Here is a 13,697-nt window from a genome sequence, read left to right on the forward strand (position 1 = left end):
GTCACCCATTGGAAGTGATTATTGGAGGTGGCTGGCGGCGTAGCTAGGTCAGTACTTTTTTATTTAGTCGCTATTTCTTTGTTAGCTATTTGGTCGGCGTCACTCGCTGTGTTTAACGCCCGGCAGTACGCAAAGCATTTCATACAGCAGCGTGGCGCCCATCAGCGCGGTGTTGCCGCTGGGGTCATAAGGTGGTGACACTTCCACCAGGTCGCCGCCGACAATATTCAGCCCAGCGGCACCGCGAACCAGCTCCAATCCTTGGCTAGAGGTCAGCCCGCCCATTTCCACCGTGCCGGTGCCGGGGGCAACAGAAGGATCCAGGCCGTCGATGTCGAAACTGATGTACACCGGAATATCGCCCATCTGCTCACGCACCTCGGCCATCAAGGGCGCTAGCGAGCGATACCAGCACTCTTCGGCGGGCACGACACGAAAGCCCTGGTCGCGACACCAGTCAAAATCTTCAGCGGCATAGCCGGTACCGCGCAGGCCGATTTGCACTACCTTGCCATGGGCCAGCAACCCCTCCTCCTGGGCACGACGAAACGGCGTACCGTGGGCAATTGGCTCACCGAACATGTGCTCGTTGACATCGGCATGAGCATCGATATGAATCAACCCCACCGGGCCGTGTTTTTTGGCCATGGCGCGAAGGATAGGCAGCGTTAGGGTGTGCTCACCGCCCAGGGTCAGCGGAATGCAGTCATGTTTCAGTACGCCATCGTAAAAGGCGGTGATGATGTCGACGCTTTTCGGCAGGTGAAAGGTGTTGATAGGCACGTCGCCGATATCGGCCACCTGCAGACTTTCAAAGGGCGCTGCGCGGGTCGCCATGTTTAGGGGCGCAGCATACGCGACTCGTCGCGAATCTGGCGTGGCCCAAGCCGCGTGCCGGGGCGGTTTGAAGTGCCGATATCCATGGGAATGCCAATGAACGCAGCGTCTAATCCCTCGGCTGTCTCTTGGGTAGGCAGGCGCATCATGGTGGCAGGGCCTGCAAAGCGCGGCATGGTGTTTCCGCTCAGGGGCTGATTAAACTCCGACATACACATCTCCTTATATTTTTGGCGGTGAGCACGGTGTAGGTATTGGCCTAGCTCTTTTCACTAATCTTCTAAAGACACTGCACAGACCATGCCAAGTCGAAGATGCCTATAAAGTGGTGGGATTAGTGGCCAAACGATGCAAAAATGAATCAAACAAATGCCTTTTCAATTCATTATTGAATCAAAGATTCATAAATGAATCACTCGGAGGAGTCAGCTGCGATGAGTGAAATAGATAAACGCGTGCTGCAAACCATTGTGGAGACCGCAAACGACCACTTCTTTATCGTCAGTGGTGATGGACAAATAGTCGATATTAGCCCGGGAGCCGAAGCGGTTTACGGCGTTTCACGGGAAGAGCTGCTTTCCAGCAGTGTGCAGCAACTACAAGCGGCCGGGGTTCTCAAGCCCTCCATCACCATGGAAGTGATGCGCACCCGCCGGCCCGCACAGCTTATGCAGGTCACCGGCACGGGCCGCCGGGTGATTGCTGAAGCCTACCCGGTGTTCGTCGACGGCAAGCTGGAACGTATTATCAGCCGCTCGCGGGATTTAACTGACTTGCAGTTACTGCAGGACGAATATGCCCTACTACAAAAACGCTTTAGCGAACACTTAAAGCGCAGTCAGGCAGCGCCAGACGCGGAAGAGCAGGCGTTGGATGACGCCCTGGACAATTTGCAGGTACGTAGCAGCGTGATGCGTGAAATTGCGCTACTGCTTAAGCGGGTCGCCCCTTCGGATGCCAATGTGCTGATGCTGGGTGAATCAGGTGTGGGTAAAACCGCCTTTGCCAAGCAGCTACACCGCTGGAGCCAGCGCTGTGACGGCCCCTTTATTGACGTTAACTGTGCGGCGATTCCAGAGAATCTGTTTGAATCCGAGATGTTTGGCTACCAGCCCGGCGCTTTCAGCGGTGCCGCTCGCCAGGGCAAAGCCGGGCTGTTAGAGCAGGCCGAGGGTGGGACGCTATTTTTGGATGAAATCGGCGAGCTGCCGCTGTTGATGCAAACCAAACTGCTCAAGGTGATTCAGGACGGCAGCTTGACCCGGCTGGGTGACACCCGATCACGCAAGGTCAATTTTCGCTTGGTCGTGGCGACCAACCAGGATTTGGGCAAGCAAGTAGAGGCCGGACTTTTCCGTCTGGATCTTTACTACCGCCTCAATGTGATCCCGGTCACCCTGCCGCCGCTGCGTGACCGCCGGGAGGATATCCCCGACCTGGTTGAAGCGTGTTTAAACCGGCTCAACCAGCGCTATGGGCGGCAAAAAATCCTTGATACCCGCGTTTGGTCGACCCTGATGGGCGGCGAATGGCCGGGTAACGTCCGCGAGCTGGAGAACTGGCTAGAGAGAGCCTGGCTTTCCAGCCCCACCGATCAAATCGAAGTACCTACTGCGCTTCCTCACGCCGAGCAGCACCCAGCCAGTTTGCCGAGCGCCTCGCCAGCAGCGTCGGCAGTAGCACTCGAGCCCCAGGAAACCCTCAAGCAGTACCTAGCGCGGCTGGAGCGTGAAACGCTTGAAGAGCTGTGCAACACGCTCCCCAGCACCTATGCCATTGCCAAGCGGCTGGGCATTAGTCAATCCAGCGTGGTGCGTCGGTTGCAGCGCTATGGCATTAAAGTCGCCAAGTGATTTTCTGCTTGACACAGCGGCTGTCATAAACCATCCATGTAAGTGTCATGAAACGGCAACACCTTCAACACAAGCTGAACCAATAACAACCAACAGCCGGTGATGTGTGTGCTATGTCAAACCAATCGCGTATTCGCCTGGAACGCGTCACTAAACGTTGGGACGCGACCACTGCCGTCGATGAAATCTCCTTCGACGTCACGCCTGGGCAATTTGTCATTTTGCTCGGCCCTTCAGGCTGCGGTAAATCCACCACGCTACGCATGATCGCGGGCCTGGAAGAGGCCAGCAACGGACGTATTCATATCGGCGAGCGCGACGTCACACGCCTGCCGCCCGGCGACCGTGGGCTGAGCATGGTGTTTCAGTCCTACGCGCTGTTTCCGCATTTGAGTGTGGCTGACAATATCGTGTTTGGCCTGCGCAGCCGCAAGGTACCCAAAGCCGAGCAGCGCGAGCGGCTAGCCAAAGTGGCCGAACTGGTTGATTTAACCGATTATCTGAACCGCAAACCTGCCCAGCTTTCCGGCGGCCAACGCCAGCGGGTTGCTTTGGCGCGCTCGGTTATTTCCGAACACCCGATCTGCCTGATGGATGAACCGCTATCCAACCTGGACGCTCGGTTGCGCAGCGACATGCGCCGGGAAATCAAAGCGCTACAAAGCCGCCTAAACATGACGGTTATCTACGTTACCCACGATCAGGTTGAAGCCATGAGCATGGGTGATCGTGTGATTCTGATGCAGCACGGCAAAATCGTGCAGGACGGCACCCCAGACGAGCTCTATAACCGCCCCGCTAGCGCCTTTGCCGCCAGTTTTATTGGCAGCCCCGCGATGAACTTGCTACCACTCGTTAAAGGTGAACAGGGTGCCGTTATCGAAGGCGAACCGAGTACGCCAGTTGCTCCCATAGAAGCCGCTGGTGGCCACTTGGGAATCCGCCCGGAAGATATCGAGCTGCGAATCGCACCCGGTTCCGGCGTGCCCGCTAACGTATTAAGTGAAGAGTACCTGGGAGCGGACACCATTGCTTATGTCGCGGTGGGGTCGCACACCCTACGCGTGCGGCTTAGCGGTAAGCAGGCACTGACAGGCCAGCCATGCAGCCTCTACTGGACCTCAGAGAATACACACCTTTTCGATGCCGACGGCCTGCGGCGGGACGACCTGACACCGACCCCCTTACCCAGCTCATCTCGAAGCATTCCTCGTCCACCGGCGGTGGGCTCTTTCCAACACTGACAGCAGTATTGACACTTGCGGAGTCTCTTATGCGTTTGCGTACCCCTTTTGCAATGACCGCCCTGGCAGCGGGCTTGTTAAGCGCCGCCCAGGTAAACGCGGATAGCGTCGATCTGACCATGTATTACCCGGTCGCGGTGGGTGGTGCACTCACCGACGTCGTTGATAATCTGGTGGAAGAGTTTGAAAGCGAATACCCCGATATCAACGTGGAAGCGATCTACGCCGGCAACTACGACGACACCCGCGTGCGCGCCATGTCGGCGATGGAAGCGGATGATACGCCCCAACTATCGGTCATGTTCTCCATCGACCTGTACGAGCTGATTGAGCAGAACGCCATCGTCGCCTTTGACGACCTGGTCGAAACCGATGAAGAGCGCGAATGGCTCGATGGCTTCTATCCAGGGCTGATGGAAAATGGCCAACTGGATGGCAAAACCTACGGCATCCCCTTCCAGCGCTCCACCATCGTACTGTTTTGGAACAAAGACGCCTTTGAAGCCGCTGGCCTAGACCCCGAAACACCCCGGAAAACTGGGAAGAGATGGCCGAGATGGCCGCGACCGTTCGCGAAGCCTCCAACGGCGAGCAGTGGGGCGTGATGGTGCCGTCGACTGGCTACCCCTACTGGATGTTCCAAGCCTTTGCCTTTCAGAACGGCCACCGGCTAATGAGCGAAGATGGCACCGAGGTCTACTTCGACGACCCCGCAGCGGTTGAAGCGCTGGAGTACTGGGTATCACTGGCCAGCGAGCACAATGCCATGCCCGACGGCACCATCGAGTGGGGCACCCTGCGCCAGAACTTCCTTGAAGAGTCCACGGCAATGATGTGGCACACCACGGGCAACCTGACCGCCGTACGCAGCGAAGCCAATTTTGATTTTGGCGTCGCCATGCTGCCGATGAAAACCCAGCGTGGTAGCCCCACCGGCGGCGGCAACTTCTACATTTTTAAAGATGCGACGGAAGAAGAACAGCGCGCGGCGATGACCTTCATTCGCTGGATGACCGCTCCTGAGCGCGCCGCTGCCTGGTCGATTGAGACTGGCTATATGGGCGTTAGCCCCGCCGCTTATGAGACCGACGCGCTGCAAGGCTATGTGGAAGAGTTCCCACCCGCCGCGGTCGCCCGCGACCAGCTTGAACACGGCACGGCGGAGCTTTCCACCTATCAAGGTGGCCGTATTCGCCGCGCCTTAGATAACGCCGTGCAAGCGGCGCTGACCGGTCAAATGACGCCGCAAGAAGCGCTTAGTCAGGCGCAGCAAGAGGCCGACAGCGTGTTGCGCCGCTACGCCCGCTAATCGTTAGAATTTTACTCTTCGCCGGGGCATGCCCCGGCTTTTCCAACGTGCGGTACGTCTCTATGTCATTCACCAACCACCGCAAAATGCAGCTCTACGGCGCGCTTCTGCTGCTGCCCGCTGCGGTACTGCTGACGACTTTTGCTTATTTACCGACCGTAACAACGGTCATTAACAGCCTGTTTTTACCCGGCTTTCGCGGTGCACCCACTGAATTCGTAGGCCTTGAAAATTATCAGGTGTTGTTCGATGACACGACGTTTTGGAAAGTAGCCCGTAACAACTTAATCTACGCCGTCGGTACGATTCCTACCTCGATCGCGCTGGCCTTGGGTATGGCGCTGTTCGTCAATGGCAAGCTTCGCGGGCGGGGCTTTGTGCGCATGGCCTACTTTACGCCGACGATTCTACCCATGATCGCCGCGGCCAATATCTGGATGTTTTTTTACGCGCCGCAGATCGGCCTATTCAATAAACTGCTCGGCATGCTGGGCTTGTCCGGGGTGAACTGGCTGGGCGATCCAAGCGTTGCGTTAAGCTCGGTGATCGTGATGTCGGTGTGGAAAGAAGCCGGCTTTTTTATGATCTTCTACCTGGCGGCGCTACAGAGCATGCCACCCGAGTTAAAAGAGGCGGCTGACTTAGAAGGCACTAGTCGCTGGAGCTTCTTTTGGCGCGTCACCTTTCCGCTACTCATGCCCACCACGCTGTTTGTGCTAATCAATGCGCTGATTAACTCGGTGCGGGTCGTGGATCACCTATTTATCTTGACCAAGGGTGGGCCCAACAACGCCACCAACCTGCTGCTCTACTACGTTTACGAAAATGCGTTCTCGTTCTTTGACCGCACCACGGCAGCCACCATTACGGTGGTTATTCTGCAGGTGCTCGCGGTAGTGGCCACGCTTAAGTTCACGATTTTAGATCGCAGGACGCACTATCAATGAATACGACCACTACCTATGCGCCCGCTCCCGTTTCGTCTCAATTCCAGCACTGGAAACAGTGGCCGCGTGGCTACTGGCGATTATTTGGATTTTCCGCTGCTGTATGCTTTTTGGGCTGCCTTTCACCCCAGCGAGTTTATGGTGAACTTTGAGCTCTTCGCCCGCTGACGCTGGAGAACTTCACTAACGCCTGGTCTCAAGCGCCCTTTGCCCGCTACTACCTGAACACCTTTGCGCTGGTGACAGGGGTGGTGATCGGTCAATTTGTAGTCTGTACCTGGCGGCGTTTGCCTTTGCGCGCTTTCCGATTCCCGGCAAAAACGTTCTGTTTATGCTGGTGCTGATTCAGCTCTTTGTGTTCCCGAGGTGCTGATTGTCGAGAACTATCGTATTGCCAGTGAGCTGGGGCTGATCAACACCATCACCGGGATTGGCCTGCCCTATGTGGCCAGCGCCTTGGGTATTTTTCTGCTCCGCCAAACCTTTAAAACCATCCCTCGTGAGCTGGAAGACGCCGCCCGCATCGAAGGCTGCAACTGGCTAGAAATTTTGTGGAAGGTGTATGTACCGCTCGCCAAGCCTACCTACCTTGCTTACGGGCTGGTCTCGATTAGCCACCACTGGAACAACTTTATCTGGCCATTAGTGGTCACCAACTCGGTAGAGAGCCGCCCGCTAACGGTAGGACTAGGCGTTTTCTCCGCGCCCGAAACCGGGGTTAACTGGGCCACCGTCAGCGCCGCAACACTGCTCAGTATCGCCCCGCTGCTGGTCGCCTTCCTGCTCTTTCAGCGCCAGTTTGTGCAGTCGTTTTTACGGGCGGGGATTAGGTAAACCCGCTTATTCAAGACGGCAAGCCAACAACGAAGGATGGGGGCGCCTTGCACTCCCTGTTTTACCGCCCCTCCACAACTTACCCAGTAAGGTGGCCTGCCTCATTCGACCAAGGTCTCGCCACTAATGTCGCATTGCCTCCTACGGGGATATCTTGTGCTATTAAAACACTCGAATGATACGAGTGTTTTAATCAGTCATTTCATACCTCGAGTTGCCCTTGGCACACCCGTAGATGCAGTGACTTCAGCATCATGGATCAACAATAACAACCATATAGCACGAGATACGGAGGTATCTTAATGGCAATGCTCGACTACAAAAACTATACCAGTGAAGCATCCATCGAATTGCTGCTGACATCCCACAAGCTCGCCACCTACGCCAGCCTGTCGGGCGCCCTTGGCATTCCGCAGACTCGGGAAATAGTACAAGGATTCACAGACCTGTTCCCCGATGGTGCCTACCCCAATGAGATAGATACCGAACTGCCGGGGGGTGGCGGGAACTGACGCCGGCCGAGCTTGGCCTACCCGCGAGCGCCCTCGATGGGGCCGGCCACTACATCATCGAGAGTCCAATTACCGGTACCCTGCCCACTGGCCCCCAGGCCAAGCTGCTGGGCGAGTTCGATGAGCAGGGGCAACTGACCCGGGTATCGCTGACCTACACCGGCACCAACTCGCCGGTGGATATTGTCGACTACCTGCAACTCAATGCTGGCACCATCGCACCCAACCTTGAGCCGCTGCTCGTTGCGCTTAAGAATTACAGTCAGGCCAACGGCCTGGAGGCTGAGGATACACTGATCACCGGCTACAGCCTGGGGGGCGGGATGGTGAACATTATGGCGCGCTTTCGCGAGGAGTTGCCGACGGCTTCTTCGCTGAGGCCAACTATATCGGTCACGAGTCGCCACTGATCTATGACGATCCGGAAGTGGTGTACAACTTCGGCTACGAGAATGATGCAGTGCATCGAATAGCAGGAGACGCGGATACCTTTCTTGAGGCGCTGCAGGAACAAGAAGGGCCACTGCTGACCCACCCAAACACTTCTTACGAGTCGAGGGGACAATGTCGTATGTTCAACGATATGTATGGTTCACCATTGTGGCCATTACCAGCTTTCTCACTGCTGAACATTCCCGTGAGCTGGTATGCCCATATCGATGGCATATTCACGGATGCCATTCAGCGTATCGCTGATTCGCCCTTCTATGAATACACCGACCGTGACAGCGTGGTGGTTGTTTCCAGTCTCTCGGCGCTATCACGCTCGACAGTCTGGGTAGAGGACAAGCCGACCTCGAGCTCGAACCATTTCGGCCAACCCGCGTTTCTAATTGGCACCGAACATGCTGACAAGGTTCGCAGCGGTGAGAATAGCGACTACATCTACACTGGTGGGGAGATGACTTGATTCGGCTATCCAGCGGTGCCGATCGCGTCGATGGCGGCTCAGGGATCAACACTCTGCGCCTCAAAGGCGATGGGGCGGATTGGTATGCCTATCAACTCTCGGACGGCACGCTGTTCCTCAATTCCAAGCAGGATCTTGGATTGAAGCAAGTGGACAATGTCAGTTACGTGGAGTTCGAGGGCCTGTCGCTACTCGACATTTCATTGACCCAGCAGCGCTACAGTGTCGGCGAGCGCGGACTCGAGGACGAACGCTTCGACCCATTCGGCCTATTCAGCCAAGACCTGGAGTATGGCGAGCATGTAGAAGGCAGCGCTGGCGACGACGAACTCACTGGAAAAGTGGCCTTCGGCGGTGTAGGAAACGACACCCTAACGGCGCTGGAGAGCGGTAGTTTGCTACATGGCGGCGAGGGAGATGATACGCTGGTAGGCGGCCTGGGCGATGATCAACTCTATGGTGGTGAGGGCGACGATACCTTGATTGTGCGGCGGCAACGATGTACTCTATGGAGGAGTGGGCGACGACCTGTTCATGTTCGACGAGGGGTATCAAGGCAGTGCCGTGATCAAGGACTTCAACCAGCATGCGGGGGATCAGGACTGGTTGGTGTTCATGGGTGAGTTGTTCGCGGATCAGGAAGATCTGCTCGGCAGCGCCAATCAGATGGACAATGACGTGGTCATCGCCCGGGACGGCCTCTATGTCACGGTGGAGAGCATCGGCATCGCGAACTGGTCGAGAGCAGCCAGTTCCTGGCCTGAGTCTTGGCTATCCGCGCGCTCGCCTGCTGGCGAGCGCGATTCCCTCTCGTACTGGCTGGAAATTTTGTGGAAGGTGTATGTACCGCTTGCCAAGCCCACCTACCTTGCTTACGGGCGGTCTCGATCAGCCACCACTGGAACAACCTTATCCGGCCATTATAGGTCACCAACTCGGTAGAGATTTTGCTCTTCCAGCGCCAGTTTGTGCAGTCGTTATCTACGCGCTGGGATTCGCTAGGCAAAATCCCTTGAGTTTTCGTGCGACAATTCTTCCTCAAGCACGAGATAAGGAGAGCATTGATGCACGGCGACGCCCACCCAACAGCCCTGAAGGTGCTGCAGGAGGTATTTGGCTACGACAGCTTTCGCGGCCCGCAGCAGGCTATCATTGAGCATGTAATTGCTGGTGGCGATGCGCTGGTATTGATGCCCACCGGCGGCGGCAAGTCGCTGTGCTATCAGATCCCAGCGCTACTGCGCGAAGGCACCGCGATTGTGATCTCACCGCTGATCGCGCTGATGCAGGATCAGGTGGCGGCACTTCAGCAGAACGGGGTCAAGGCGGCCTACCTGAACTCCAGCCTCGATTATCACGAGGCGGTCGATGTGGAAAACCGCCTGCGGGCGGGCGAGTTGGATCTTTGTATGTCGCGCCGGAACGGCTGGCCACGGCGCGTATGCAGATGCTGCTGGAGCAGACCAAAATTGCGCTGTTCGCCATTGATGAAGCCCACTGCGTCTCCCAGTGGGGCCACGATTTTCGCCCGAGTATCGCCAGCTCTCCCAGCTTCATCAGCGCTTTCCCCAGGTGCCCCGCATCGCCCTCACCGCCACTGCCGATGTGCCCACCGGGGCGATATCATGGAGCATCTGCAGCTCCAGGAGGCGGCACTTTACAACAGCGGCTTTGACCGGCCCAACATTCGCTACCATATCGCCGAAAATCAGGGTAACGCCAAGGAACAGCTGCTGCGCTTTATTCGCGAGCACCACGACGGCGAGGCGGGTATCGTCTACTGCCTTTCCCGGCGCAAGGTGGAGGAGACCGCCGCCTGGCTGGAACGCCAGGGGCTGACGGCACTGCCCTACCACGCGGGGCTTCCCCCGAGCAGCGCCAGCACCACCAGACCCGCTTTCTGCGTGAAGATGGCGTGGTGGTAGTGGCCACCATCGCCTTTGGCATGGGCATCGACAAGCCCGATGTGCGTTTTGTGGCACATCTCAATCTGCCCAAGAGTATCGAAGCCTACTACCAAGAGACCGGCCGCGCCGGGCGTGACGGCCTGCCCGCCGATGCCTGGATGGCCTATGGACTTCAGGATGTGATCACGCTGCGCCAGATGCAGCAGGACTCCAGTGCCGCCGACCATCAAAAGCGCATCGAACAACAGAAGCTCGACGCCATGCTCGGGCTGTGTGAAATCATCAGCTGCCGCCGCCAGGCGCTGTTGCACTACTTTGGCGATCATCTGGACGCCCCCTGCGGCAACTGCGACAACTGCCTGACCCCGCCCGAGACCTGGGAGGCCACCGTGGCGGCACAAAAGGCGCTCTCCTGTGTCTACCGCACTGAGCAGCGCTTCGGCGTGACCTACCTTGTGGATGTGCTGCTAGGTAAAAGCAACGAGCGCATCACCCGCTTTGGTCACGAAGGCTCAGCACCTACGGCATAGGCAAAGACCTCTCCGCCAACGAATGGAAGGCGCTCTTTCGCCAGATGATTGCCAGCGGCTTTTTGAGTGTGGATATGGAGGGCCACGGCGGCATCAAGCTCACTGCCAATGCCAAACCGGTGCTGCGCGGCGAGCAGAACCTCACTCTGCGCAAGCCAAGCAACAAACCCAGCAAAGCCAAAAACCGCTCGACGAGGAAGCAAAAGAGCCTCTGCTCCGCAGGGCCACGGCCCGCTGTGGGAAGCCCTGCGACAGCACCGTCGGGAACTGGCCGAAGCACAGGGCGTGCCTGCCTATGTTATCTTCCACGACGCCACCCTGGCTGAAATGGTCGAGCAGAAACCCCAAAGCCTAGCGGCACTAGGCGCCATATTCCGGCATCGGCGCGCGCAAGCTGGCGGATTACGGCGAGGGCTTTCTGGATGTCATTCTGGCGCATCAGGAAACCGAGCAAAGTAGCTAAACCTGCGCGCCGGAGAGGGCAATAGTGCCACCGCCCGGCTCTTCTAGCACCCACTTGTGCAGGCTTTTTTACGGGCCGGAATTCGTAAAGGAGCTAGCTGAAAAGAGGCGAGCATCGGGCGCTTCGGATTTGACAAGGTGGATATATAAGACACCACTCGGTCGTCTAACCTCTTTAGATAGGCTTTCAAAGACTCGGACTTGTTTGGATGAACTTATGTCCTAATATCGAAAAATGAGCATATCAGATAATATTTCAGGAATGTCTTCTATAAACGATTCTTCTAGAGGCAGAGGTCGTCCCAGGGAGTTTGACATTGACGAAGCATTAGACCGCGCGATCCTGCACTTCAGGAAGCACGGTTATAATGGGGTGTCGATTGCCGATCTTTCAGGCGCTCTTAAACTGTCATCCGGCAGTATCTATAAAGCGTTCCTGAATAAGCACAACTTGTTTTCTGCTGCACTAGACCGATACATGGCCCTGCGTGGTGCCAAACTATTGGATATCATTAACAGCGAGGAGTCAGGGCGAGAGAAATTACGCCGCCTGTTAGTTTTTTACGCTGAGTCCTCTCATGCCTCAGAGGGCCGGTATGGCTGTCTTGTTATCGTTGGGGCAGTAGAGCTGGCCAGCACAGACGAAGAAATTGCCGCTAAGGTATCTTCCCGCACTCGAAGGAAATCAGAAAAACGTCTTAAGGACATCATTCTTCAAGGGCAAAATGATGGATCAATCTCAAAAAAAGTCGATGCTGAGACAACGGCAAGGTTAATGCTATCTCTCGCCCAGGGTATGCGTGTCCTGGGCAAAACTGGGCAGAAGCGCGAAGACATGATGGCGGTGGTTGATGCAGCGATGCAACTTCTCAACTGAACTGAAATAGCGTCTGCTATTTGATATAGCCGTGATTACGCACGGCTTTTTTTAAAACTATTTAGGAAACAAAATGACCCAAATTAAAAATTCATCAAATTTCAGTGCAGTTTCCAGTGCCCCTGAGCATGAAATATCACCTTGGCTGACACTGCTGCTTGCTTGTGCCTGTGGATTAATCGCCGCCAATATTTACTACGCACAACCCTTAGTCGGCCCGATAAGTCAGGAGCTTAGGCTGTCGGAGCAGTCCTCCGGCTTGATCGTAACACTAACGCAAATCGGCTATGGCGCAGGCCTATTGCTGGTGGTTCCCTTGGCTGACCTATTTGAAAATCGCCGGCTGGCGATAACCATTCTTGCTATTGGTGCTGCTGGCCTACTCGCAGCCGGTCTAGTCACTTCAACCACACCATTTCTGGCGGCCGCATTGCTTGTAGGTCTGGGCTCAGTCACCGTTCAAATCCTCGTACCTTATGCAGCGCACCTGTCACCAGAGGCTACCCGTGGCCAAGTTGTAGGCAATGTAATGAGCGGGCTAATGCTAGGTATCATGTTAGCCAGGCCGGTAGCGAGCTTGATCACTCACTTTGCGACATGGCGGACGGTATTTTTAGTATCTTTTGTTGCCATGCTAGCCCTAATGCTAACCTTGCACCTAGCGTTACCTAAGCGGACTGTGACAGCCAAAATTGGTTACCAGCAAATGCTGATGTCCATGCTGCAACTGGTTCGAGCAACACCCACCCTCCGCCGCAGGGCTCTATATCATGCTTGCATGTTTGGCGCGTTCAGCCTGTTTTGGACAACTACTCCGCTATTGCTGGCAAGCCCTACCTTCGGATTAAGTCAAAAAGGCATTGCACTATTCGCTCTTGCGGGCGTCGCTGGTGCCATTGCAGCACCTATCGCAGGTCGGATAGCCGATCGCGGCTGGACAAGACCTGCGACAGCATTAGCAATGATCATGGCCATCGCGGCCTTCGCCATGACACATATCAGCACACAGGGTACGTCTCTTTCACTGGCGTTGTTCGTTGTGGCTGGAATCGTGCTTGATTTCGCCGTATCAGCGAATTTAGTACTTGGTCAAAGAATTATTTTTTCTTTGGCTCCAGAGATACGAGGTCGCTTGAATGGATTGTACATGTCCACGTTCTTTTGTGGCGGCGCTATAGGGTCTGCCTTAGGAGGGTGGTCATTTGCTCACTATGGATGGCTCGGCACTTCAGTAGTAGGTACTGCTTTTGGACTTATTGCATTAGCGTATTTTCTGACCGAACCCTCAAGTTAATACATCAATTAAGAAGCATAGAAAAACATATTGTCTACTGAAACTAGGTAATCTCTTATTCAGATAACGGGATTTGTATTATTCTTAATAGGTATAGGCGCTTGTCGCAAACAATCGTTCCATTACAACACCAGGACAAAGCACACTCGTTAAAGTTGTAATACGCAATCAATCACAGGGC

9 protein-coding genes and 5 pseudogenes are annotated in these 13,697 nt (G+C 55.8%); 13 read left to right on the forward strand and 1 reads right to left on the reverse strand.

The annotated features are described in order from the left end of the window. Positions 1-99: 99 nt before the first annotated feature. A pseudogene (gene speB, locus FDY98_RS18190) lies at positions 100-1,049 on the reverse strand (agmatinase). A 222-nt stretch (positions 1,050-1,271) separates the two neighbouring features. Between speB and FDY98_RS18195 the strand changes: the two are divergent. The 13 genes and pseudogenes from FDY98_RS18195 to FDY98_RS18255 all read left to right on the forward strand — a co-directional run bounded on the left by FDY98_RS18195 (position 1,272) and on the right by FDY98_RS18255 (position 13,516). Beyond that, on the forward strand, positions 1,272-2,690 hold the full coding sequence (locus FDY98_RS18195) for a sigma-54 interaction domain-containing protein (RefSeq protein ID WP_027956980.1): 1,419 nt from the start codon (positions 1,272-1,274) through the stop codon (positions 2,688-2,690). 113 nt (positions 2,691-2,803) lie between these two features. Further along, positions 2,804-3,934 carry an ABC transporter ATP-binding protein gene (locus tag FDY98_RS18200; RefSeq protein WP_027956981.1) on the forward strand — a complete coding sequence of 377 codons (1,131 nt, stop codon included), beginning with the start codon at positions 2,804-2,806 and terminating at the stop codon, positions 3,932-3,934. Positions 3,935-3,963: 29 nt separating this feature from the next. After that, positions 3,964-5,243 (forward strand): annotated as a pseudogene (locus FDY98_RS18205) (ABC transporter substrate-binding protein). A gap of 62 nt (positions 5,244-5,305) precedes the next feature. After that, on the forward strand, positions 5,306-6,190 hold the full coding sequence (locus tag FDY98_RS18210) for a carbohydrate ABC transporter permease (protein ID WP_155706067.1): 885 nt from the start codon (positions 5,306-5,308) through the stop codon (positions 6,188-6,190). Between the two features lie 40 nt (positions 6,191-6,230). Then, positions 6,231-7,024 (forward strand): annotated as a pseudogene (locus FDY98_RS18215) (carbohydrate ABC transporter permease). Positions 7,025-7,326: 302 nt separating this feature from the next. Then, positions 7,327-7,536 (forward strand): hypothetical protein, encoded by a 210-nt coding sequence (locus FDY98_RS18220; protein WP_155706069.1) that lies wholly within the window; start codon positions 7,327-7,329, stop codon positions 7,534-7,536. Positions 7,537-7,712: 176 nt separating this feature from the next. Further along, complete coding sequence (locus FDY98_RS18225; protein WP_155706071.1) at positions 7,713-7,946, forward strand: hypothetical protein; 234 nt, start codon at positions 7,713-7,715, stop codon at positions 7,944-7,946. 50 nt (positions 7,947-7,996) lie between these two features. Continuing rightward, positions 7,997-8,446 (forward strand): hypothetical protein, encoded by a 450-nt coding sequence (locus FDY98_RS18230; protein ID WP_155706072.1) that lies wholly within the window; start codon positions 7,997-7,999, stop codon positions 8,444-8,446. Continuing rightward, positions 8,443-9,069 carry a calcium-binding protein gene (locus tag FDY98_RS18235; RefSeq protein WP_155706073.1) on the forward strand — a complete coding sequence of 209 codons (627 nt, stop codon included), beginning with the start codon at positions 8,443-8,445 and terminating at the stop codon, positions 9,067-9,069. The genes FDY98_RS18230 and FDY98_RS18235 overlap by 4 nt, the downstream gene beginning before the upstream one ends. Before the next feature lie 193 nt (positions 9,070-9,262). After that, a pseudogene (locus FDY98_RS18240) lies at positions 9,263-9,448 on the forward strand (carbohydrate ABC transporter permease); the annotation flags it as partial. 62 nt (positions 9,449-9,510) lie between these two features. Further along, positions 9,511-11,346 (forward strand): annotated as a pseudogene (gene recQ, locus FDY98_RS18245) (DNA helicase RecQ). Between the two features lie 261 nt (positions 11,347-11,607). Beyond that, complete coding sequence (locus tag FDY98_RS18250; protein ID WP_155706267.1) at positions 11,608-12,222, forward strand: TetR/AcrR family transcriptional regulator; 615 nt, start codon at positions 11,608-11,610, stop codon at positions 12,220-12,222. 73 nt (positions 12,223-12,295) lie between these two features. Beyond that, positions 12,296-13,516, forward strand: a complete 1,221-nt coding sequence (locus FDY98_RS18255; RefSeq protein WP_027956988.1) for an MFS transporter — start codon at positions 12,296-12,298, stop codon at positions 13,514-13,516. Positions 13,517-13,697 lie beyond the last annotated feature (181 nt).

This window comes from Halomonas sp. PA16-9, from assembly GCF_009728585.1.
Taxonomy (GTDB): Bacteria; Pseudomonadota; Gammaproteobacteria; order Pseudomonadales; family Halomonadaceae; genus Vreelandella; species Vreelandella titanicae.